This is a genomic window from Pseudomonas viridiflava, from assembly GCF_900184295.1.
Taxonomy (GTDB): Bacteria; Pseudomonadota; Gammaproteobacteria; order Pseudomonadales; family Pseudomonadaceae; genus Aquipseudomonas; species Aquipseudomonas viridiflava.
This window is the reverse complement of sequence record NZ_LT855380.1, coordinates 3,713,174-3,735,405: the sequence shown is the minus strand read 5'-3', so window position 1 is coordinate 3,735,405 and position 22,232 is coordinate 3,713,174. Positions and strand designations below refer to the sequence as shown.

The 22,232-nt window shown below is 60.0% G+C and carries 23 protein-coding genes; 18 read left to right on the top strand and 5 right to left on the bottom strand.

Annotation, left to right across the window (positions count from 1 at the left end; genetic code table 11):
* Nucleotides 1–68: 68 nt before the first annotated feature.
* Both CFBP1590_RS16770 and CFBP1590_RS16765 read left to right on the top strand, forming a co-directional pair.
* Nucleotides 69–590: a DUF6586 family protein gene (locus CFBP1590_RS16770; RefSeq protein ID WP_088235543.1), complete on the top strand. Its 522-nt coding sequence runs from the start codon at nucleotides 69–71 to the stop codon at nucleotides 588–590.
* Between the two features lie 64 nt (nucleotides 591–654).
* Nucleotides 655–888 carry a hypothetical protein gene (locus tag CFBP1590_RS16765; protein WP_025993436.1) on the top strand — a complete coding sequence of 78 codons (234 nt, stop codon included), beginning with the start codon at nucleotides 655–657 and terminating at the stop codon, nucleotides 886–888.
* Nucleotides 889–916: 28 nt separating this feature from the next.
* Here CFBP1590_RS16765 and sulA read toward each other — a convergent pair whose 3' ends face one another.
* Together sulA and lexA are read right to left on the bottom strand one after the other, a co-directional pair.
* The gene (sulA, locus tag CFBP1590_RS16760) at nucleotides 917–1,387 is read right to left on the bottom strand and encodes an SOS-induced cell division inhibitor SulA (protein WP_088235542.1); all 471 of its coding nucleotides are present in this window, start codon (nucleotides 1,385–1,387) and stop codon (nucleotides 917–919) included.
* A gap of 9 nt (nucleotides 1,388–1,396) precedes the next feature.
* Nucleotides 1,397–2,005: a transcriptional repressor LexA gene (lexA, locus tag CFBP1590_RS16755; protein ID WP_004883801.1), complete on the bottom strand. Its 609-nt coding sequence runs from the start codon at nucleotides 2,003–2,005 to the stop codon at nucleotides 1,397–1,399.
* Between the two features lie 270 nt (nucleotides 2,006–2,275).
* Between lexA and psrA the strand changes: the two genes are divergently transcribed.
* The 3 genes from psrA to CFBP1590_RS16740 all read left to right on the top strand — a co-directional run bounded on the left by psrA (nucleotide 2,276) and on the right by CFBP1590_RS16740 (nucleotide 4,847).
* Nucleotides 2,276–2,995 carry a transcriptional regulator PsrA gene (psrA, locus tag CFBP1590_RS16750; RefSeq protein ID WP_025993437.1) on the top strand — a complete coding sequence of 240 codons (720 nt, stop codon included), beginning with the start codon at nucleotides 2,276–2,278 and terminating at the stop codon, nucleotides 2,993–2,995.
* A gap of 91 nt (nucleotides 2,996–3,086) precedes the next feature.
* Nucleotides 3,087–4,097, top strand: coding sequence for a beta-N-acetylhexosaminidase (gene nagZ, locus CFBP1590_RS16745; RefSeq protein ID WP_029241461.1), 1,011 nt, complete (start codon nucleotides 3,087–3,089; stop codon nucleotides 4,095–4,097).
* Between the two features lie 9 nt (nucleotides 4,098–4,106).
* The gene (locus CFBP1590_RS16740) at nucleotides 4,107–4,847 is read left to right on the top strand and encodes an S-methyl-5'-thioinosine phosphorylase (protein ID WP_088235541.1); all 741 of its coding nucleotides are present in this window, start codon (nucleotides 4,107–4,109) and stop codon (nucleotides 4,845–4,847) included.
* A 55-nt stretch (nucleotides 4,848–4,902) separates the two neighbouring features.
* Here the strand turns inward: CFBP1590_RS16740 and CFBP1590_RS16735 are convergent, their stop codons facing one another.
* A complete protein-coding gene (locus CFBP1590_RS16735) occupies nucleotides 4,903–5,442 on the bottom strand; it encodes a cytochrome b (RefSeq protein ID WP_080922290.1) in 540 nt (179 codons plus the stop codon).
* A 184-nt stretch (nucleotides 5,443–5,626) separates the two neighbouring features.
* On the bottom strand, nucleotides 5,627–6,085 hold the full coding sequence (locus CFBP1590_RS16730) for a hypothetical protein (RefSeq protein WP_052812521.1): 459 nt from the start codon (nucleotides 6,083–6,085) through the stop codon (nucleotides 5,627–5,629).
* 186 nt (nucleotides 6,086–6,271) lie between these two features.
* On the opposite strand from CFBP1590_RS16730, the gene CFBP1590_RS16725 reads away from it, so the two are divergent.
* Genes CFBP1590_RS16725 through CFBP1590_RS16715 form a run of 3 tightly spaced genes read left to right on the top strand, consistent with a single transcriptional unit; the run spans nucleotide 6,272 to nucleotide 9,323 of the window.
* A complete protein-coding gene (locus CFBP1590_RS16725; protein WP_004883795.1) occupies nucleotides 6,272–7,057 on the top strand; it encodes an endonuclease/exonuclease/phosphatase family protein in 786 nt (261 codons plus the stop codon).
* Nucleotides 7,054–8,316 carry a cardiolipin synthase ClsB gene (gene clsB, locus CFBP1590_RS16720; RefSeq protein WP_004883794.1) on the top strand — a complete coding sequence of 421 codons (1,263 nt, stop codon included), beginning with the start codon at nucleotides 7,054–7,056 and terminating at the stop codon, nucleotides 8,314–8,316. The genes CFBP1590_RS16725 and clsB overlap by 4 nt, the downstream gene beginning before the upstream one ends.
* Nucleotides 8,313–9,323, top strand: a complete 1,011-nt coding sequence (locus CFBP1590_RS16715) for a lysylphosphatidylglycerol synthase domain-containing protein (protein ID WP_029241457.1) — start codon at nucleotides 8,313–8,315, stop codon at nucleotides 9,321–9,323. Before clsB ends, CFBP1590_RS16715 begins: the two co-directional genes overlap by 4 nt.
* A 61-nt stretch (nucleotides 9,324–9,384) precedes the next feature.
* Here the strand turns inward: CFBP1590_RS16715 and CFBP1590_RS16710 are convergent, their stop codons facing one another.
* The gene (locus tag CFBP1590_RS16710) at nucleotides 9,385–10,293 is read right to left on the bottom strand and encodes a MurR/RpiR family transcriptional regulator (protein WP_004883792.1); all 909 of its coding nucleotides are present in this window, start codon (nucleotides 10,291–10,293) and stop codon (nucleotides 9,385–9,387) included.
* A 265-nt stretch (nucleotides 10,294–10,558) separates the two neighbouring features.
* Between CFBP1590_RS16710 and CFBP1590_RS16705 the strand changes: the two genes are divergently transcribed.
* From CFBP1590_RS16705 to CFBP1590_RS16665, 10 genes are all read left to right on the top strand, one after another.
* Entirely contained in the window at nucleotides 10,559–12,496 is a 1,938-nt protein-coding gene (locus tag CFBP1590_RS16705; RefSeq protein WP_088235540.1) for a bifunctional 5-dehydro-2-deoxygluconokinase/5-dehydro-2-deoxyphosphogluconate aldolase, read from the top strand.
* A 45-nt stretch (nucleotides 12,497–12,541) separates the two neighbouring features.
* The gene (gene iolE, locus CFBP1590_RS16700; RefSeq protein ID WP_088235539.1) at nucleotides 12,542–13,441 is read left to right on the top strand and encodes a myo-inosose-2 dehydratase; all 900 of its coding nucleotides are present in this window, start codon (nucleotides 12,542–12,544) and stop codon (nucleotides 13,439–13,441) included.
* A gap of 13 nt (nucleotides 13,442–13,454) precedes the next feature.
* Nucleotides 13,455–14,264: a 5-deoxy-glucuronate isomerase gene (gene iolB / locus CFBP1590_RS16695; protein WP_025993035.1), complete on the top strand. Its 810-nt coding sequence runs from the start codon at nucleotides 13,455–13,457 to the stop codon at nucleotides 14,262–14,264.
* A gap of 27 nt (nucleotides 14,265–14,291) precedes the next feature.
* Nucleotides 14,292–15,794 carry a CoA-acylating methylmalonate-semialdehyde dehydrogenase gene (locus CFBP1590_RS16690; protein WP_043304455.1) on the top strand — a complete coding sequence of 501 codons (1,503 nt, stop codon included), beginning with the start codon at nucleotides 14,292–14,294 and terminating at the stop codon, nucleotides 15,792–15,794.
* Between the two features lie 32 nt (nucleotides 15,795–15,826).
* Nucleotides 15,827–16,654 (top strand): TIM barrel protein, encoded by an 828-nt coding sequence (locus tag CFBP1590_RS16685; RefSeq protein WP_058431167.1) that lies wholly within the window; start codon nucleotides 15,827–15,829, stop codon nucleotides 16,652–16,654.
* A 37-nt stretch (nucleotides 16,655–16,691) separates the two neighbouring features.
* Nucleotides 16,692–18,629, top strand: coding sequence for a 3D-(3,5/4)-trihydroxycyclohexane-1,2-dione acylhydrolase (decyclizing) (iolD, locus tag CFBP1590_RS16680; RefSeq protein WP_088235538.1), 1,938 nt, complete (start codon nucleotides 16,692–16,694; stop codon nucleotides 18,627–18,629).
* Nucleotides 18,630–18,686: 57 nt separating this feature from the next.
* Nucleotides 18,687–19,697, top strand: coding sequence for a bifunctional inositol 2-dehydrogenase/D-chiro-inositol 1-dehydrogenase (gene iolG / locus CFBP1590_RS16675; protein WP_004883785.1), 1,011 nt, complete (start codon nucleotides 18,687–18,689; stop codon nucleotides 19,695–19,697).
* Nucleotides 19,698–19,780: 83 nt separating this feature from the next.
* Nucleotides 19,781–20,800: a Gfo/Idh/MocA family protein gene (locus CFBP1590_RS16670; protein ID WP_029241452.1), complete on the top strand. Its 1,020-nt coding sequence runs from the start codon at nucleotides 19,781–19,783 to the stop codon at nucleotides 20,798–20,800.
* A gap of 237 nt (nucleotides 20,801–21,037) precedes the next feature.
* Nucleotides 21,038–21,208, top strand: a complete 171-nt coding sequence (locus CFBP1590_RS27885) for a hypothetical protein (protein ID WP_155400970.1) — start codon at nucleotides 21,038–21,040, stop codon at nucleotides 21,206–21,208.
* Nucleotides 21,209–21,286: 78 nt separating this feature from the next.
* Nucleotides 21,287–22,216, top strand: a complete 930-nt coding sequence (locus CFBP1590_RS16665) for a sugar ABC transporter substrate-binding protein (protein ID WP_029241451.1) — start codon at nucleotides 21,287–21,289, stop codon at nucleotides 22,214–22,216.
* The last annotated feature ends 16 nt before the right edge of the window (nucleotides 22,217–22,232 follow it).

The window sequence follows — 22,232 nt, the reverse complement described above, 5'->3', positions numbered from 1 at the left end:
GGACGTTCTTCCAAGGCAATGCGGTCGGGCTATGCTGGTCTTATTCGATTGTGATGGAGAGTGTTGCCATGGCTCATGAACTCTACACCCGTACCAACCAGAAGATTTATTTCGCCGGGCTGGCGCTCGAAGCGCTGGGCAAGGCCGAGAACGGTCAGGTGATCAATGCGCAGGCGTTGCAGCAGGCCGAGCGCGAATCGGTGCTGTTTCATCTGTACGGTGCCTTGCTGGGGCTGTGCCATGAGATTGCAGGCTATTACCGCCTGCCACAGGCCAACGCGCCGCGTGCAGAGCAATTGCTGACTCAGGAAGTACTGGACGCTATTGCTATCCCGGAGATGGCTGAGCTGGTCGAGCTGGCTCAGCACCGCGAGACCTGGCTGGCCAGACTGCTGGCGGCTTATAACGCGCTTTTTCAGCCGCCGCGTGCCCCCGTCAAACCCAAGGGTGACGTGACCCAGCCGATGATTGTGGCGGTGAATCTGGATGCCGAGCCGGAGCCGGAATTGACCCGTGAAGAAATGGAAAGCTGGCGCCAACAACTGAAAAGCCTGGCGGTGCGTTTCCGTGAAGGTTTGAGCGAGTGCTGAAAAGCAATGATGGAAGGACTGGCGGGCTGTTACAATGCCAGCCTATTGCGGAGTAACTGTACTGATGCCTACCTCTTTTCTTGAAATTGTCGAACTGCCTGACGGTCGCATTGAACTGCGTCGCGCTGATGACGAGGGCTCGTTGGTCACGCTGGATTTCTCTGCCGATGCCAAGGCGTTCATGCAGGGTCAGCATGTCGAGGTTGCCAAGGCCATGCTGAGCGTTGGCGTGCAAATGGCCGGTCGCCTAGCCGAAGGCGAAGTCGAAAAGGATGACGGGCCCCACGTTCTGCACTGATCGGCTCGGCTGATCAGTGACCGGGCCCTCAGCCCAGTCTGATATTCAGGCTTTGCGCTTCACCAATCCTCGCTGCACCGATCAACTGCTGGCGCGACGACGTGCTGAGTGGGTTGATCCAGCTCACCACAGTATGGCTGCGTCCCAGCCGTAGCGCCTCTCGCGTCAATTCCAATGCACTCTGAGTGCCGCGTGGCTGAAGCAGAAGAATCCTTTCCCGATTCAGGCCGGCATCGCGTAGCCATGCCTGGGTCAGGTTCGACGGCGGCGCAATGAGGGTCAGCCAGCGCGCATCGTCATCCTGACTGAGCTCGCGAAGGATGGGGGCGAGCAGGTTCATGCAGTTCCCTGCAGCACCGCGCAAGGACAGTTCGCTGAAAGGCTCTGGCTCATTGCTCCAGGGCGCTTCGACGATATCCGTGATCATCGGGGCGATGGGCTGGGCCATGAACGCCTCGAACAGCGGTAATTGCGAGTGCGGTGCTTGATGGAACTGCATAACGTCTCCTTAGCGGCGAATGACGCCGACGCTCAAACCTTCGATCACCAGATCCTGATCCTTGAGATCGACCTCGATAGGCGCGAACTCCGGGTTTTCAGCCAGCAGCCAGACCTTGCTGCCTTCACGCTTGAAACGTTTGACGGTCACTTCGTCGCCGATCCGGGCAACAACGATCTGGCCGTTGCGGGCCTCACGCGTCGTGTGCACCGCCAGCAGATCGCCGTCGAGGATGCCGATGTCCTTCATGCTCATGCCGTGCACGCGCAACAGATAGTCGGCGCTTGGATGAAAGAAGGTCGGGTTGATGTTGCAGGATTCTTCGATGTGCTGCTGCGCCAGAATCGGTGCACCGGCAGCAACACGGCCAATGATCGGCAAGCTGCTTTCGTCAGGTTTGGCTTCGAAACCGGGAATGCGGATGCCGCGTGATGCGCCCGGGGTCATTTCGATTGCGCCCTTGCGGGCAAGCGCCTTGAGATGTTCTTCAGCGGCGTTCGGCGACTTGAAGCCCAGCTCCTGAGCGATTTCCGCACGTGTCGGTGGAAAGCCGTTGTCTTCGAGGCAGCGTTTGATGAAGCCCAGGATCTCGGCCTGGCGTGGCGTCAGTTTAATCATGTCGAGCGCTCTGTCTTTTTATACAGTGACTGGGATTATATACAGTGTAAGCGCAATGGCAATCGACTATTTCGTTTTCACCGCCGAGCGGTTACAACAAGCACGAGCTTGCGCCGTGCGCGGGTGATGCAACGACCGTACTGAATGCCGGGCACTTCATCGTTTAATCCATGAATTCGTGACTGTCCGGCCACAAAATGAACGCGTTTGCTTGACAATCAGGGCGTATGATACGTATGTTTCAAACGTTCGTTTGTTAGGCAGAGAGCCATGGCACAGTCGGAAACCGTTGAACGCATTCTTGATGCTGCGGAGCAGTTGTTCGCAGAAAAGGGTTTCGCTGAAACCTCGCTGCGTCTCATCACCAGCAAGGCCTCTGTCAATCTGGCTGCGGTGAATTATCACTTCGGGTCCAAGAAAGCGCTTATCCAGGCGGTGTTCTCGCGTTTTCTGGGGCCGTTCTGCGTCAGCCTCGAGCGCGAACTGGAGCGTCGTCAGGCGAAGCCCGAGCACAAGCCCACGCTTGAAGAACTGCTCGAGATTCTGGTCGAACAGGCACTGGTCGTGCAGCCGCGCAGTGGCAATGATCTTTCCATCTTCATGCGTTTGCTGGGGCTGGCGTTCAGTCAGAGCCAGGGCCACTTGCGACGCTACCTCGAAGACATGTACGGCAAGGTCTTTCGCCGCTACATGACGCTGGTCAACGAAGCCGCTCCGCGTATCCCGCCCATCGAACTGTTCTGGCGCGTGCACTTCATGCTCGGTGCTGCGGCGTTCAGCATGTCCGGCATCAAGGCCCTGCGCGCCATTGCCGAAACCGATTTCGGCGTCAATACCTCGATCGAGCAGGTCATGCGCCTGATGGTGCCGTTCCTGGCTGCCGGCATGCGCGCGGACACAGGGGTCACCGATTCCGCCATGATCGCCGCTCAGCTCAAGCCGCGCAGCAAGAGCAGCAGCACACCTGCACCTGTCGCCGCCAAGGCCTGAGCATCGCTGAAGTCCTTCGCATTGCACAGGGCTTCAGGATCAAGCACCATGCCCGCATTGTAATCGGGCACTGGTGTGTAAGGGTTTTTCTATGAGTTCTGGCCTGCAAGGCTCCCTGATGGTCGATGTCGCCGGTACCTGGCTGACCAGCGAAGACCGTCAGTTTCTGCGTCAGCCCGAAGTGGGCGGTCTCATCATATTCGCTCGAAATATCGAGCATCCCCGTCAGGTGCGTGAACTGAGTGCCGCGATTCGCGCCATTCGGCCCGACCTGTTGCTTGCAGTGGATCAGGAGGGCGGGCGCGTTCAGCGTCTTCGTCAGGGTTTTGTGCGTCTTCCGGCGATGCGCACCATCGCTGAAAAGCGCGATGCCGAGCTTCTGGCGGAGCATTGCGGCTGGCTGATGGCGACCGAGGTGCTGGCAGTAGGGCTGGACCTGAGTTTCGCCCCGGTGCTGGATCTGGATTATCAGCGCAGCGCAGTCGTCGGTACGCGGTCCTTCGAGGGCGATCCCGAGCGTGCGGCCCTGCTGGCAGGCGCGTTCATTCGCGGCATGAACGCAGCGGGCATGGCAGCCACCGGCAAGCATTTCCCCGGTCATGGCTGGGCGGAGGCTGATTCGCACGTTGCGATCCCCACCGATGAGCGCAGCCTGGAGCAGATTCGCGCCAACGATCTGGTGCCGTTCGCACGCCTGAGTCAGCAACTGGCGGCGGTCATGCCGGCGCACGTCATCTACCCGAAAGTCGACTCGCAGCCGGCCGGCTTCTCACGCCGCTGGCTGCAAGACATCCTGCGCGACGAACTGAAATTTGACGGGGTTATCTTCAGTGATGACCTGTCGATGGCGGGCGCGCATGTGGTCGGCGATGCGGCAAGCCGTATCGAGGCCGCGTTGACGGCGGGCTGCGACATGGGGCTGGTGTGCAATGACCGTGCGGCCGCAGAGCTGGCGCTCAGCGCGGCGCAGCGCATGAAGGTCAAGCCTTCGGCGCGTATCGCCCGCATGCGTGGCAATGCCGTCGCCAGCACCGAGTATCGACAGGATCCACGCTGGCTCGCCGCGCTTGCTGCATTGCGCAGCGCCCAATTGATCGACTAAGGATTAGCAATGACTGTTTACGCGATTATCGGTGGCACCGGCCTGACCCAGCTCGAAGGGCTGAACATTCGTCAGTCTTTGCCCATGAACACGCCTTATGGCGCGCCGTCCGGCGAAATCCAGATAGGTGAGTACGCCGGACGTGAAGTGATGTTTCTTGCGCGTCATGGCCATCCGCACCGCCTGCCGCCGCATCAGGTCAACTACCGCGCCAATATCTGGGCCTTGAAGCAGGCCGGCGCCGAAGCGATTCTGGCCGTGAACGCAGTGGGTGGCATTCATCCTGCGATGGGCACCGGGCACTTCTGCGTGCCCCATGACCTGATCGATTACACCAGTGGCCGTCAGCACACCTTCTTCGCCGACGACCTGGAACAGGTTACCCACATCGACTTCAGCTATCCCTACAGCGAAGCGCTGCGCGCCCGTCTGATTGCAGCGCTTGCGGCCGAAGGCTGCGATTTCAGTGATCGTGGGGTGTACGCCTGTACACAGGGACCTCGTCTGGAAACCGTCGCCGAAATCGTTCGGCTGGAGCGTGACGGCTGCGACATTGTCGGGATGACCGGCATGCCGGAAGCGGCGCTGGCCCGCGAGCTGGAGCTGGATTACGCGTGTCTTGCGCTGGTGGTCAATCCGGCGGCAGGCAAGTCGACCGCTGTCATCACCATGGCTGAAATCGAGCAGGCCTTGCGTGACGGGATGGGCAAGGTCAAGGCAACGCTGGCGCGGGTGCTGTCGGCGCAGTAGGCCCACATTCGGTCTGCGCAGTATCAGGGCTTTCGGCGAAAGCCCTGACGTGCCGTCAGACCATGCGCTTGAGGGTATTGTCCTTGCGCACCAGGTGGTGCCAGATCGCTGCCACCACATGCAGTGCGATCACGTAGTAGAAAATCGAACCCAGCAGTTTGTGCAGGTCCTCGAAATATTCCGCCGTACGATCCGAAGTCGCGAATGGCCAGGGTATCTGCAGGTCAGTGAGCGGGACGGGCAGGGCGCCTTTTTCCACCATCACCGTCAGCAGGCCCAGTACGGGCTGAATGAAAAGAAATGCGTACAGCGCGTAATGCGAGACCGTTGCGGCCACACGTAACGCGCCTTCAAGTGGCGGGGTGATACCCGGCGGCCGATGACGACGTCGCTCGGCAACGCGGAAGAATGCCAGCGTCAGAATCAGAATGCCGACCCAGAAATGGCTCTGCACGACCAGCAGGCGATATTCCGAACCCTTGCCGAACTGACTGCGGCTGAGAATCAGCGTGTAGGCCAGTACGATCAGCGCGGCCATGACCCAGTGCAGCCAGCGGGCTTTGGAGGTGTAGCGTTGGGAGTTCGGTGCATGCACGTTCTGAATTCCTTGTCGCATTTTTCGGCAGTGTGCCTCGGATTCGGCACACTGCGTAAGAGTCTGTCAGCGGTCATGCGTTCATCGGCAGCGCAGGTGCCTGTGCCCATGCGCTGTCAGGATGCTGGTTTCCTGACGCGAGTCTCCCCGATGGGGGTGCATAAGCAAGCCTTGTGCCTCCCCGCTATTTCAACGGGTAACTGAATGTCCCTCCGGCCTGTTCGCAGTCGATTCGGGCCTGAGCCTGCTCCGGAAGATCGTAGTACCAGGTGATCACTTTCGCGTCGCTCGGAATATCCAGCGTGGCCTGTCCCGGTTCCTTGCTGGTCGACTGCTCGTTGGCCAATGCTTCCTGCGTAAGTGTCGCGCTACAGGACGCTATCGGTTTTTCAGGGCACGCCGAGACCTTTCGTTTCTGTCGGGGTCTTGAGCCCCTGTCTTCATTACTGCACGACCAGTCGATACTGCCGGGTGGCATGCGTTGAAACTCATAGCAGGTATGGCCCTGAACGACAGGGACCTGCGGGCTGGAGGACGTCGTCGTGACGTCACAGGCCTCTCCCCAGGCGATACCGGTGTAAAGCAGACACGCTGCCAGAATGACGCAACTTCCTTTCCACGACTTGATCCATGACCTGGACATCGTGTGGTTCCTCGATACGGATTTTCCCCACTGCTGTTGAAAAAATCCGAATGGGCCGGATGACCAAAGTTCCTCCTGGCTCGACGAGTGGGTGGATATGGCAAAGGAATGGCATTGCCGTTCAGCAATGGAACCTGTGCCAACGGGTGGCTTCATATACGTTGAATATCTATCCAGGAGTCAGTCTTGACCAGTGCCAATACGCCCGTCGGCCAGGCTACGCCGGTATCGGCCAGCATTTCCCTGAATGTACTGACCATGAACATGCACATGGGCTTCGGCATTTTCAATCGTCGATTCATTCTTCCCGAATTGCGTGAAGCGGTGCGCAGCGTGTCGGCTGATGTGGTGTTCCTGCAGGAAGTGCACGGCGAGCATCAGAGTCATGCCCGGAACGTGAAGGACTGGCCGACCATTTCGCAGTACGAGTTTCTGGCTGACAGCATGTGGAGTGACTTCGCCTACGGTCGTAACGCGGTTTACCCGGACGGCGACCACGGCAATGCGCTGCTCTCCAAATACCCGATCGTGAGCCACGAGAATCTCGACATTTCCATTGACGGTACGGAGCAGCGCGGACTGCTGCATTGCATTCTCGATGTGCCGAATCATGGTCATGTGCACGCGGTCTGTGTGCACCTAGGCCTGTTCGAAAGCCATCGGCGCAAGCAGCTCGGGTTGCTTGCCGAGCTGATGGGCCGTCTGCCCGATGGAGAGCCGGTGATCGTTGCCGGAGATTTCAACGACTGGCGTCAGCGTGCCGACGCCCTGTTGCAGGGAACCGGGTTGCATGAAGCCTTCGTCGAGCGCTTCGGTGCACCGGCCAAGAGTTTTCCGGCGCGCTGGCCACTGTTGAGGCTGGACCGGATCTACGTACGCAACGCCACGACCCACAGGCCCAAGGTGCTTTCCAATCGACCCTGGTCTCATCTTTCCGATCATGCACCGCTGGCGGTGGAGGTGACCTTATGAGCAACACGGCTGGCCGCAGCAAAGAACAGTGGCGCGACGGCAACTCGGTGGAGTTGCTGATCAACGGTGAGGATTTCTTTACCCGGGTGTTCGAATGCATTCGTGCCGCTCGCACTGAAGTGTTGATCGAGACCTTCATCATTTTCGAAGACCGGATCGGCGTCGGCCTGCAGGAGGCCGTGATCGAAGCGGCCAGAAATGGCGCGAAAGTCGTGATCACCGTCGATGACTACGGCACGTCCGACCTCAGCTCCGCGTTTGTCAGAGCGATGATCGATGCGGGCGTCCAGATTCAGCTATTCGACCCACGCCCGCGGTTTATGGGCATGCGCACCAACCTGTTTCGCCGTTTGCATCGCAAGGTGGTGGTGATTGACGGTGAAATCGGTTTTATCGGCGGCATCAATTACAGCGTCGATCACATGACCGACACTGGTCTGACCGCCAAGCAGGATTATGCCGTGCTGGTACGCGGGCCGATCATTCAGGACATTCATCGCAGCGCCGTGAACATGCTCAGCGATGCGGTCCGCGCCAAGCTGACGCCGATCCCGCTCAAGCTGGAGCCGGCTGGCAACGCCCGTATGCTGCTGGCCGAGCGCGACAATGCCGAGCACACGACGGACATCGAAGAACGCTACCTTGAGGCCATTCGCGAGGCGAAGCAGCGCATCACGCTGGCCAACGCCTATTTCTTCCCCAGCTACCGCTTCCTGCGCGAACTGCGCAACGCGTCGCGGCGCGGCGTGAAGGTCACGCTGATTCTGCAGGGCAAGCCGGACATGCCCTTCGTGCGGGTCTGCTCGCGTCTGACCTACACCTATCTGCTGCGCGACGGCGTGATCATTCATGAGTACAAACAGCGTGCGTTGCACGGCAAGGTCGCGCTGATCGACCAGGACTGGTCCACCGTCGGCTCCAGCAACCTTGACCCGCTGAGTCTGGCGCTGAACCTGGAAGCCAACCTGTTCATCCGTGATCAGTCGCTCAATGATCGGCTGCAGACGCATCTGATGGAACTTGCCGCAGCGCACAGCACCCAGATGAGTTTGAAGGGCGCAGCGCGTGGCCAGTGGTGGCGCGCTCCGATGATTGTGTTGAGCTTCTTTTTCCTGCGCAGGTTTCCGGCAATCGCCGGTCTGTTCCCGGTCCATGGCATGCGTCTGAAACCGTTGCGGGCGAAAGATGTGGTGCCGGAGGCCAAGGTGATTGAGCAGCAACAGGCGCACCACGAGCTGGATCAGGAGAAGACATCATGACGCAGGCAGCCAGCGCATCCTCGCAGGGCGCAAAGGGTGACAAGAAAAGTGACAAGTGGAAGTGGGCGAAACGGGCATTCAATCTGTTTTTCTTCATCGCCGTGCCGGTACTGCTGTTCCTGCTGGTCAAGAACCTGGACTGGCAGGAGGTCAAACAGGCGCTGCAATCCTACAAGCTCAGCACGCTGTTGATGGCGGCCTTCGTGGCGCTGCTCAGCTACCTGACCTATTGCGGCTTCGATGTTCTGGCGCGTTATTACACGCGCCACAAGCTGTCGATCAAGCAGATCGTCCCGGTGACATTTGTCTGCTACGCCTTCAACCTCAACCTGAGTTCCTGGGTGGGCGGGATTGCCTTGCGGTATCGGCTGTATTCGAGGCTTGGGCTGGACGTGGCGACCATCACGCGCATTCTGAGCCTGAGCCTGATCACCAACTGGCTGGGCTACATGCTGCTGGCGGGTTTCGTGTTTTCCATGCGCTTTCTGTCGTTGCCCAAGGAATGGTCGATTGGCACTGACACGCTTCAGTTGATCGGTTTCGGTCTGCTGGCGGTGTGCTTTGCGTACCTGGCGGCGTGCCGTTTCTCCAAGCGTCGCTCGTGGAAGATTCGTGATCAGGAATTCAACCTGCCTTCGATGAAGCAGGCCCTGATGCAGGCCAGTCTCGGTGCCTTGAACTGGTCGTTGATGGCGGCAGTGATCTTCATCCTGTTGCCGGAGAAAGCCTTCTATCCGGCGATTCTGGGCGTACTGCTGATCAGCAGTATCGCAGGCGTGATCACCCACATTCCGGCCGGGCTTGGTGTGCTGGAAACGGTATTCATCACACTGCTTTCACACGAGTTCTCCAAGGGCAGCCTGCTGGCTGCGCTGATCGGATACCGTGCGATCTACTTTCTGTTGCCGTTGTTGCTGGCCGTGGTGGTGTACCTGGTGCTGGAAAAGCGTGCAAAGAAAATGGGCGAAAGAAATCAGCAGCGCATGGGAGAGCAAGCCAAATCCTGAACCTGACGGGGAGGTGAAAGGCCGTACCGACGGACTTCACTTCCCCGTGGCGCGCGCCTCGTCAGTCATCGAATCCCACCTGCTCGTGTATCTCGTCCACTTTCAACTCAAGTCGATACGCCACGGCGATGAACAGTGCCTGACACAGGCACAGGGTGGCGCTGAGTGAGCGGAAGGCGAACGAACTGCCCTCGTTGACCAGCAGCACCGAGTTGGCCCGTTTGGCCAGAGGCGAGAGATTGCTGTCGGTGATGATCAGCGTCTTGGCCTGATGGTGCTGGGCGATGCGCAGGCAGTGCTGGGTTTCCTTGCCATACGGCGTGAAGCTGATGGCGATCACCAGATCGTTGGCCCGCACGCTGCGCATCTGCTCACGGTAGCTGCCTCCGAGCCCCGAGATCAGGTGGATGCGTTTGTTGGTGTGCTGCAGGTTGTAGACCAGATAGTCGGCGACCGCGAAGGAACGGCGTACACCCACGACGTAGATGTTGTCGGCGTTGACGACCAGATCCACGGCCTTTTCGAATTCCTCATCATCGAGTTCCGCACCCAGGCGTTCCAGCCCGGACAGGGTCGCGTTCACGCATTCGCGGGCAAGGTCGCCGCCGCTGGCCTTGTGCGATTTGTTGGCAATCATGCTGCGAATACGCTGCTGGTAGTTCTGCACCGGCGTGGTCTTGTGCGTATACGCTTCGCGAAACAGCGCCTGCATTTCACTGAAACCGCTGAACCCGAAGCGCTGCGAGAAGCGCACGATGGCTGACGGGTGAACCTCGCATTCCCGCGCAATATCGCTGATCCGGTCAACCATGATCCGGTCACTCTGCTGGCTCATGTAGCTGGCAATGCGTTTGAGCTGACGGGGCAGGGCGTCGTACTCGTCGGTGATCAGCCGCAACAGGCCTTCGGCGCTGGTCGGTGGCAGGTCGACGCTAGCCTCTGGCAGAGACGGCTGGTCGGTGCTGTTCATAGTCAATCCTTCTTACGTTTTTCCGGGGCATTGGCGTGTAGAGAAGCCCCGACAATAAAGGCTGCTTTTGGCAAGATTGGAACTATATCGCACCTGCCTGCCCATTGTGCCAGCACTTGCAACGGGTTATGGAAAAAATATTCCACAATAAAAAATTATAGAATAAATATTGATTGATCAGTCAGGACGTTTTAGGCTGCATTCACAAGGCACGGCGTGTACCTGATACGCGCCATGCAGGCTGATAAAAATAACAGGAGCCACCATGGGCCAGACACGCTTTGCTACCGGGCGTCAGTTGGATCTAATTTGTCTTGGACGCCTGGGCGTCGATCTTTATGCGCAGCAGGTGGGTGCCCGCCTCGAAGACGTTTCAAGCTTCGCCAAATACCTGGGCGGCTCGTCGGCGAACATCGCGTTCGGCACCGCGCGGCTGGGGTTGAAATCAGCCATGCTCAGTCGGGTCGGCGATGACCATATGGGGCGCTTTCTGGTTGAATCCCTGGCTCGCGAGGGCTGCGATGTCAGTGCTATCAAGCGCGACCCCGAGCGGCTGACCGCGATGGTGCTGCTCGGCTTGAAAGATCGCGAAACATTTCCCTTGGTGTTCTACCGCGAAAATTGCGCCGACATGGCGCTGCGCGCCGAGGACATCGACGAGGGGCAGATCGCCTCCAGCAAGGCGCTGCTGATCACCGGCACGCATTTCTCTACCGATCAGGTCTTCAAGGCCAGCATCCAGGCCCTCGACTATGCCGAAAAGCATCAGGTCCACCGGGTGCTGGATATCGACTACCGGCCCGTGCTCTGGGGGCTGGCCGGCAAGGCCGACGGCGAGACGCGTTTTGTTGCCGATCAGAACGTCAGCCAGCATGTGCAGCGCATCCTGCCGCGTTTCGACCTGATCGTCGGCACTGAGGAAGAATTCCTGATTGCCGGCGGTGCGACCGATCTGCTGAGCGCCTTGCGCACCGTTCGCGAGCACACGGCCGCCACGCTGGTGGTCAAGCTCGGTCCGCAAGGCTGCACGGTAATTCATGGTGCGATTCCGGCGCGTCTTGAAGACGGTGCGATCTATCCCGGCGTCAGGGTCGAAGTGCTCAACGTGCTGGGGGCGGGCGACGCCTTCATGTCCGGTTTTCTCAGCGGCTGGCTCAAGGATGCCAGCGATGAACGCTGCTGCCAGTTGGCCAATGCCTGTGGCGGGCTGGTGGTGTCACGTCACGCCTGCGCCCCGGCCATGCCGACGCCTGCCGAGCTGGACTATCTGTTCAACAGTCAGGAACCGATTACCCGGCCGGATCAGGATATCGGCCTGCAGCGGCTGCATCAGGTCAGCATTCCACGCAAGCAATGGAAGCAATTGTTCATTTTTGCGTTCGATCATCGCGGACAGCTTGTGGAGTTGGCGCAACAGGCGGGCCGTGACCTGAGCAGTATCGGCAGGATCAAGCAACTGTTCGTGCAGGCGGTGGAGCGGGTCGAACACGATCTGCGCAACCGCGGTGTCGAGGCTGACGTGGGACTGCTGGCCGACCAGCGTTTCGGTCAGGATGCGCTCAATGCCGCCACCGGTCGTGGCTGGTGGGTGGCGCGTCCGGTCGAAATTCAGGGCTCCAGGCCTTTGGCGTTCGAACATGGACGGTCGGTTGGCAGCAACCTGATCAATTGGCCACAGGAGCAGATCATCAAGTGCCTGGTGCAATACCACCCCGATGATGAACCGATGCTGCGCCTGGAACAGGAAGCGCAGATCAAGGCGCTGTATGAGGCTTCCAAGGTCAGCAGGCACGAGCTGCTGCTGGAAATCATCCCGCCGAAAGATCACCCCTCGACCTATCCCGACGTAATGCTGCGGGCCTTCAAGCGCCTCTACAACCTGGGCATCTATCCTGCGTGGTGGAAGATCGAAGCACAGACTGCCGCAGTCTGGCAGCAGCTGGATGCCTTGATCGAAGAGCGTGATCCGTACTGCCGTGGTGTGGTGCTGTTGGGCTTGAATGCGCCGGTCGAAAGTCTGGCGGAGGGATTTGCCGCTGCTCGCAACAGCCGCACCTGCCAGGGGTTTGCCGTCGGCCGGACGATCTTTCGCGAACCGAGCCGGGCCTGGATGGCCGGGGAGATCGATGACGCGACCCTGGTGGCCAGGGTACAGAGCACGTTCAACTGGTTGATTGAATCCTGGCGCGAAAGCCGCGCCTGAATTCAAACGTCATTGACGCCGTGATAACAACAAAAAGGTCCAGCCATGCCCGCTTCCGTATCCAATATCCGCATCGGCATCAACCCGATTTCCTGGAGCAACGATGACCTGCCAGCGCTGGGTGGCGAAACGCCGCTCAGTACAGCGCTGAGTGAAGGCAAGGCCATCGGCTACGAAGGCTTCGAGCTCAACGGCAAGTTTCCCAGGGACGCCAAGGGCGTCGGCGATGTCTTGCGGCCCTACGACCTGGCGCTGGTGTCCGGCTGGTACTCCAGTCGTCTGGCCCGTCGATCGGTGGCCGAAGAAATCGAAGCCATTGCCTCTCACGTACAACTGCTTGCCGAAAACGGCGCCTCGGTGCTGGTCTATGGCGAGGTGGCCGACTCGATTCAGGGGCAGCGTATTCCTCTGGTCGAACGACCGCGTTTTCACACCGATGAAGCGTGGCGTGACTACGCCGACAAGCTCACCGAGCTGGCCCGGTTCACGCTGTCGCAAGGTGTGCGGTTGGCGTACCACCACCACATGGGCGCCTACGTTGAATCACCCCAGGACATCGATCGCCTGATGGCGTTGACCGGCGGCGAAGTGGGACTGCTGTTCGATTCGGGTCACTGCTACATGGGCGGTGGCGAGCCGCTCGACGTGCTGAGCCGCCATATCGACCGCGTCTGCCATGTGCATTTCAAGGACGTGCGCAAGCCGGTCGTGCAGTTGGCGCGCAATAATCTCTGGAGTTTTCCGGACTGCATCATCAACGGCACGTTCACGGTTCCGGGTGATGGTGATATTGATTTTTCGGCGTTGCTCAAGGTGCTGTTGCAAGCCGATTACAAAGGCTGGCTGGTAGTCGAGGCCGAACAGGATCCAGCCGTCGCGCCCAGCTACGTCTATGCCAAAAAAGGCTATGACACGCTGCGCCAATTGCTGGCCGATGCTCGATAAGGAGGACTGGACAATGAATCTGTTGATCAAAAGCGAAGCTCAGGGTCGAGACATCGTTGCGCTACCTGAGGGCGCACTCGAGTACGTGGGCTTCTCCGCCTACCGGCTCGAGGCCGGGGACCGTCTACCGCTGAATGCAGGTGATCATGAGCTGTGTGTGGTGCTGCTCACCGGACATGCCAGTGTCAGCGGCGAAGCGCCGGGGCAGGGTGCGTTCAGTTGGGAAAACATTGGTGACCGACACTCGGTGTTCGAAGAGAAATCGCCGTTTGCGGTCTACCTGCCGCCTGACAGTCAGGCACAATTCACCGCGCTGGGGCCGGCCCATCTGGCGGTTTGCAAAGCGCCCGGCGACCGCACGAAGCGCGCCCCGGCGCGGCTGATCACACCCGACAGCATGAAGCGCAGCGTGCGCGGCAAGAACGCCAACACCCGTTATGTGTGCGACATCCTGCCGGACACCGAAGTCGCTCATTCGCTGCTGGTTGTCGAAGTGCGTACGCCGTCCGGCCATTCCTCCAGCTACCCGCCCCACAAGCATGACCTGGACAACCTGCCTCACGAGAGCTTTCTCGAGGAAACCTATTACCACCAGGTCAATCCGCCTCAGGGGTTCGTGTTCCAGCGCGTCTACACCGACGACCGCAGCATCGATCAGGCCATGGCCGTGGAAAACAGCGATCTGGTGGTCGTGCCCAAGGGCTATCACCCGGTCACCGTGCCTTATGGCTACGAATCCTATTACCTTAACGTGATGGCCGGTCCGACCCGCGCGTGGCAGTTCCATAACGATCCGCAGCACAGTTGGCTGCTGGAACTTTAATTCTCTCTTTTACATGGAGTCAGTCAGATGAGCGATTCACCGGTGATCGGCCACTACATCAACGGGCAGATGCACAACGGCGATGGCGAGCGCTACAGCGACGTTTTCAATCCGGCGCTCGGCAGTGTTCAGGCACGCGTGGCGCTGGCCAGCCTCAAGACCGTCGATGAAGCGGTTGCGTCAGCGAAAGCGGCTTTCCCGGCCTGGGCCGATCAGTCTTCACTGCGCCGCGCCCGCGTGATGTTCAAATTCAAGGAATTGCTGGACCGTCATCATGACGAGCTGGCGCAGATCATCTGCCGCGAACATGGCAAGGTATTGTCCGATGCGCGTGGCGAAGTGGTACGCGGCATCGAGATCGTCGAATTTGCCTGCGGTGCTCCCAGCCTGCTCAAGAGCGATTTCAGCGACAACATCGGTGGCGGTATCGACAACTGGAACCTGCGCCAGCCACTGGGCGTCTGCGCCGGTGTCACGCCGTTCAACTTCCCGGTCATGGTGCCGCTGTGGATGATTCCCATGGCGCTCGTCACCGGCAACTGTTTCATTCTCAAACCGTCCGAGCGTGATCCGTCTGCCAGCCTGTTGATGGCGCGCCTGCTGAAGGAAGCCGGTCTGCCCGATGGCGTGTTCAACGTGGTGCAGGGCGACAAGGTCGCTGTGGATGCGCTGTTGCAGCACCCTGATATCGAAGCGGTGTCCTTCGTCGGTTCGACACCGATTGCCGAGTACATCCATCAGCAGGGCACGGCGCACGGCAAGCGCGTCCAGGCGCTGGGCGGTGCGAAGAACCACATGATCGTGATGCCCGATGCCGATCTGGATCAGGCCGCCGATGCCTTGATTGGCGCTGCCTTCGGCTCGGCTGGCGAACGCTGCATGGCGATCTCCATCGCTGTCGTCGTGGGTGACGTGGGTCAGGCACTGATCGACAAACTGCTGCCGCGCATCGACCAGCTCAAGGTCGGTAATGGCATGAACGCCGATTCGGACATGGGGCCGCTTGTCACTGCCGTGCACAAAGCCAAGGTCGAGGGTTACATCGACCAGGGCGTCAAAGAGGGCGCGAAACTGATCGTCGACGGGCGCAACTTCAAGGTGCCGGGTGCCGAGCAGGGCTTCTTCGTCGGTGCGACGCTGTTCGATAACGTCACGCCCGACATGCAGATCTACAAGGAGGAGATTTTCGGACCGGTGCTGGGCATCGTGCATGCGCCTGATTTTGCCAGTGCGGTCGAGCTGATCAACGCTCACGAATTCGGCAACGGCGTGTCGTGCTTCACCAGTGACGGCGGTGTGGCACGTGCGTTCGCCCGTTCCATCAAGGTCGGCATGGTCGGCATCAACGTGCCGATTCCGGTGCCGATGGCTTGGCATTCGTTCGGCGGCTGGAAGCGCTCGCTGTTCGGCGATCACCATGCCTACGGCGAAGAAGGTCTGCGCTTCTACAGCCGCTACAAAAGTGTCATGCAGCGCTGGCCGGACAGTATCGCCAAAGGCCCTGAATTCAGCATGCCGACCGCCAAGTAGTTTTCTTCAACGGGAAGTGGAGAACAAAAACAATGAGCCAACCCCTGCGTTTTGCCCTCAACCGAATGGTCGCACCGCGTCTGTCGCTGGTTGATTTTCTTGATATGGCGGTCAGCCTCGGGGCCGATGCGATCGAAATCCGCAATGACCTGAAGGGCATCGAGATCGAGGACGGCACGCTGCCACAGGTAGTGCGTGAGCAGTGCGCCGCAAAAGGTGTGCGCGTCCTGTCGATCAATGCGCTGTATCCGTTCGATGTCTGGAACGATGAGCGCCATGCCCAGGTGACGAAGCTGGCGCAGTACGCCCGTGACTGTGGTGCCGAGGGGCTGGTGCTTTGTCCACTCAACGACCGTGCCGACCCGCGCAATGCCGCACAACGTGCCTCGGCCCTGCGCACCGCCTTGACGGCGCTGGCGCCGATCCTGCGCGAGCATGGTCTTCTGGGCTTCGTCGAGCCGCTGGGGTTCGAGGAGTGCTCGTTGCGCCTCAAGCGTCAGGCGGTCGATGCGATCAAGCAGGTGGGCGGGCTGGATGTGTTTCGTCTGGTTCATGACACCTTTCACCACCATCTGGCGGGCGAGGTCGAGCTGTTTCCGGAGCTGACCGGACTGGTGCACATCTCCGGCGTCGAAGACGCAGATGCGCCGCTCAACAGCATTCGCGACGGGCATCGGGTGCTGGTGGGCGAGGCGGACATTCTTGGCAATGCCTCACAGATCGAGCGCCTGCTGGGCGGCGGCTACACCGGCTACCTGTCCTTCGAGCCGTTTGCCGAGAGCGTGCATGCGCTGGACGACATCTCTCAGGCAATGTCGGCAAGCATGGGCCACCTGTCTCGCGCTGTAGCGGCGGGCTGAAAACACCTTCCACCTCAAACAACAACAAGGTGCGAGCATGAGTACTACCCGACTGACCATGGCTCAGGCTCTGGTGAAGTTTCTTGATAACCAGTACGTCGAAATCGATGGCGTGCAGAGCAAATTCGTCGCTGGCGTGTTCACCATCTTTGGTCACGGCAATGTGCTGGGCCTGGGCCAGGCACTGGAACAGGACAGCGGCGAGCTGGTTGTCCATCAGGGCCGCAATGAGCAGGGCATGTGCCACGCGGCGATCGGCTTTGCCAAGCAACACCTGCGTCGCAAGATCTACGCCTGCACCTCGTCGGTGGGGCCGGGTGCGGCGAACATGATTACGGCAGCGGCCACGGCTTCGGCCAACCGTATTCCGTTGCTGCTGCTGCCCGGTGATGTGTACGCCAGCCGCCAGCCGGACCCGGTGCTGCAACAGATCGAGCAATTCCATGACCTGAGCATCAGCACCAACGACGCGTTCAAGGCCGTGAGTAAATACTGGGATCGCATCAACCGTCCCGAGCAGTTGATGAGCGCAGCGCTCAACGCCATGCGCGTGCTAACCGATCCGGCCGACACCGGCGCCGTGACGCTGTCACTGCCACAGGATGTACAGGCCGAAGCCTGGGATTATCCTGACAGCTTCCTGCAGAAACGCGTGCACCGCATCGACCGTCGACCGCCCAGCCAGGCAATGCTCGACGACGCGCTGGCGTTGCTCGTCGGCAAGCGCAAGCCGCTGCTTATATGCGGCGGGGGCGTGCGCTATTCCGGGGCTGCGCAGGCCCTGCAGGCTTTTGCCGAACGCTTCGGTATTCCCTTCGCTGAAACCCAGGCGGGCAAGAGTGCCATCGTCTCGGCGCACCCGTTGAACATGGGCGGCATCGGCGAAACCGGCACTATCGCGGCCAATCGGCTGGCAAAGGAAGCGGACCTGATCATCGGCGTCGGCACCCGCTATAGCGATTTCACCACCGCGTCCAAATGGCTGTTCCAGAACCCGGACGTGCAGTTTCTCAACCTCAATGTCGGCGCCTTCGATGTGCAGAAGCTGGACAGCGTGCAAGTGCTGGCTGATGCGCAGGTGGCCTTGCAGGCGCTGACCGGACAGCTGGAAAGCCGCGACTACCGGGCTGCCTGGGGCGACGCACCACGAGCGGCCAAGGCCGAACTGGATGCCGAAGTCGACCGCGTGTATGCCGTGGAATATCAGCCCGAGGGTTTCGTACCGGAAATCAACGACCACATGGATCCGGCCGTGCTGCGCGATTTCATCGAGCTGACCGGCTCGTGCCTGACCCAGAGCCGCGTGCTGGGCATTCTCAATCAGAACCTGCCAGCCGATGCGGTGATCGTCGCCGCAGCGGGCAGCTTGCCCGGGGACTTGCAGCGTGCCTGGCGCAGCACCGGCGTCGATACCTATCACGTCGAGTACGGTTACTCCTGTATGGGTTACGAGGTCAACGCCGCGCTGGGTGTGAAGCTCGCCCAGCCGCAGCGGGAGGTGTTCGCGCTGGTGGGGGACGGCTCTTACATGATGCTGCACTCCGAGCTGGCCACTTCGATTCAGGAGCGGCGCAAGATCAACATCGTGCTGCTCGATAACATGACGTTCGGTTGTATCAACAACCTGCAGATGGAACACGGCATGAACAGCTTCGGCACCGAGTTCCGCTTCCGCAACGAAGAGACCGGCCAGCTCGACGGCGATTTCGTGCCGGTTGATTTCGCCATGAGCGCGGCGGCATATGGCTGCAAGACCTACAAGGTCAGCACCGCCGAACAGTTGCACGAAGCGCTGGCGGATGCACAGCGTCAGACCGTCTCGACCCTGATCGACATCAAGGTTCTGCCCAAGACCATGATTCACAAATACCTGTCGTGGTGGCGGGTCGGAGTGGCCGAGGTTTCGACCACCGGCACCACGGCCCAGGTGTACGAAAAACTCAACCAGCAACTGGCCAAGGCCCGTCAGTATTGATCAAAAGCGTTTTTGCAGACCTTCAAACAAGAACAATCATTCATACAGGACAGTGAAATGACTTTGAAACTAGGTGTGATCGGTACAGGCGCAATCGGTCAGGATCATATCCGGCGTTGCAGCAAGGCCTTGATCGGCAGCCAGGTGGTGGCCGTCACCGACATCAATCTGGAGCAGGCCGCAAAAGTGGTGAGCGATCTGGGCATCAGTGCCGAGGTGTACGCCGACGGCCATGCGCTGATCGCCGCGCCCGACGTGGAAGCGGTGCTGGTCTGCTCATGGGGTGCAACCCATGAAGAGTACGTGCTGGCCGCCATTGCCGCAGGCAAGCCGGTGTTCTGCGAAAAGCCGCTGGCCGTAACGGCGGCAGGTTGCCGACACATCGTCGAAGCCGAAATCGCAGGGGGCAGGCGCCTGGTGCAGGTCGGTTTCATGCGGCCTTACGACCACGGCTACCGCGCCCTCAAGGCAGTGATCGACAGTGGCCAGATCGGCGAGCCGTTGATGCTGCACTGCGCGCACCGCAACCCGCGGGTCGGCGAGAACTACAAGACCGACATGGCGATCACCGACACGCTGATTCATGAACTCGACGTGCTGCGCTGGTTGCTCAACGACGATTACGTCTCGGTGCAAGTGGTCTTCCCGCGCAAGACCAGCAAGGCGCTTGCCCACATGCGCGACCCGCAGATCGTGATGCTGGAAACCGCACGTGGCACACGTATCGACGTCGAGGTCTTCGTCAATTGCCAGTATGGCTACGACATTCAATGCGAGGTGGTCGGCGAAACCGGCATTGCCAAACTGCCCGAGCCGTCGCAAGTCCAGTTGCGCAGCGAGGCCAAACTGTCCAACGCGATCCTGATGGACTGGAAGGACCGTTTCATCGCCGCCTATGACGTCGAGTTGCAGGCTTTCATTGATGGAGTCACTGCTGGCACACTCACGGGCCCTTCGGCATGGGATGGCTACTGCGCCGCCGTCGCCGCCGATGCCTGCGTCCAGGCGCAGGGCAGCGGGGCGATCGTGCCGATCAGCCTGGAACAACGTCCGGTGTTTTACAACTGACCGGAGGCTGACGTGAAAGCGCCGCCTTATCAGCGGCGCCTGTTTTGAACCATTGCCAGGCTATTGCTGGACAGGAGAATGCCATGCGAACAGGACTGGTGGGTTACGGCAAGGGAGGACGCTACTTCCATGCAACGCTGATTTCGAGTTTGCCAGGCGCGACGTTCGTGGGGGTCGTCACCCGGTCACCCGAGCGCAGGCAGGAAGTGGCCAATGATCATCCAGGCGTTGCCACCTTCGACACGCTGGCTGAACTGGTAAAGGCCGGGGTCGATGTGGTGGTGATCTCCACGCCCTTGGCGTCACGTCGTGAACTGATACTGGAAGCCATCGAGCTGGGTGTGGGCGTGGTCAGCGATAAACCGTTTGCCAACGATGCTGCGCAGGCCCGCGAGCTGGTAGAGGCCGCCGAACGGCGTGGCGTATTGCTCAGCGTCTATCAGAACCGACGCTGGGATTCGGATTTTCTGACGGTGCGCAAGCTGATCGACAACCAGGTGCTGGGCACGATCAGCCGTTTCGAGTCCAGTATCGAACGTTATTCGCCGCGCTCGGTGGGCAAGGCAAGTGGCGGCGGGGTGCTGCGTGATCTGGGCAGTCACCTGGTGGATCAGGCACTGGTGCTCTTCGGACCGGTAGAGCGGGTCTACGCCGAGCTGCAGTTCGCAGGCGCCGAACGTGAGCTGGACCATACCTTCTTCGTCGCGCTGACCCATGCCAATGGTGTGGTTTCGCACCTCTCCGGCAGTTGTCTGCAGAACACCCCTAGGCCGCGCTTCAGGGTCAGCGGCTCACAGGGCTGTTACAGCGTCGAAGGGCTGGACGGTCAGGAAGACGCCGCGTTTGCCGGATTGACTCCGCGCTCCGAAGGCGAGCGCTGGGGCGTCGAGGAACATCGACGCTGGGGCTGGTTCGAGCAGGGCGATCATCGTGAGCGGGTGCCTTCTGAACGCGGCTGCTGGCTGGCGTTCTATCGCCAGTTGCAGGATGCGGTCCACGGACAGGGTCCGCTGCCTGTGGATCCGCACGATGCCGTCGCCTCGGCCCAGGTCATGGACGCGGCACGTCTGAGTTCACGTGAGGGGCGCGTCGTGGTTCTGTAACGTTTTGAGTGGATGAATAGATGCATTCGGATAGCCCGGCACCCATCAGGGAGTCGGGCTTTCTGGCATTCTCGGGCAGACAAAAGAAAAAACAGAATAAATTCTAAAATCAGTTGAATTGGAAAATATTTTCCAATAGAGTCGTTTTCAGGTTACCGACTATCGAACCCTCTGGGCTGTCAGACATGTCTGAACGTCACAGGTAGCAAGCCAACAAAAACAAGATAGGTAATGTCGATGAAAACCCCCATTTCTGGCGTACCCGCCAGCCGTTCTGCACCCCCTGCATTCTGGCTCCGGCTCATGGAGCGCTTCCTGACCCTCGTTGCAAGCGGCATGTGTGTGCGCCACAAGGATGCATTGCTGTTCTGCATTCCCGGCGCGACCGGCGTGCGCCTGCCCCGATAAGTCACCCCTTGCTTGATAGCTTCATCGCTACGTCGTTACCAAGTCCGAACAACAACAAGAATTTGGAGACAGACCTTCATGAAGACCCCGATTCGTTTCACCGCAATGGCGCTGGCGCTGATGCTCGGCAGCGGTGCCGCCCTGGCCGATATCAAGGTGGGCGTGGCCATGTCGCAATTCGACGACACCTGGCTGACCTACCTGCGCGAAGACATGAGCGCCAAGGCCAAGACCATGCCCGATGGCGTATCGCTGCAATTCGTCGATGCCCGGGCTGATGTGAACAAACAGCTCGATCAGGTCCAGGAGCTGATCGGCAAGAAAGTCGACGCCCTGATCGTCAACCCTGTGGACACCGCCGCCACTGCCAGAATCACCAAGATTGCGGTCGCGGCCGGCATTCCGCTGGTTTACGTCAACCGCCGTCCGGATGATCCCAAACTGCCTGCAGGCGTTGCCACCGTGACCTCCGACGACGTCGAGGCCGGCCGGCTACAGATGCAATATATCGCCGAGAAAATGGGCGGCAAGGGCAGCGTGATGATTCTGCTGGGTGATCTGGCCAACAACTCCACGAAAGGCCGTACCGACGGCGTGAAGGAAGTGCTGAAAAAATACCCCGGCATCAAGATCGACCAGGAACAGACCGGCATCTGGTCGCGCCAGAAAGGCATGGACCTGACTAATGACTGGATTACCCAGGGCCGGGATTTCAACGCCGTACTCGCCAACAACGACGAAATGGCAATCGGTGCGGCGATGGCCCTGAAGCAGGCTGGCAAGAAGCAGGGCTCGGTCTTCGTGGCCGGTGTGGACGGCACGCCCGACGGGCTCAACGCGATCACCAAGGGTGACCTGACGGTCTCGGTCTTTCAGGATGCCAAGGGTCAGGCCAACGGCGCTATCGATGCAGCCGTGAAGCTGGCGAAAAAGGAGACCCTGGCGTCTCAGACCATCGTCATTCCGTACCGCCTGATCACGCCTGAAAACGTCGTCACCTTCAAATAAGAACAGCCGACAGGCG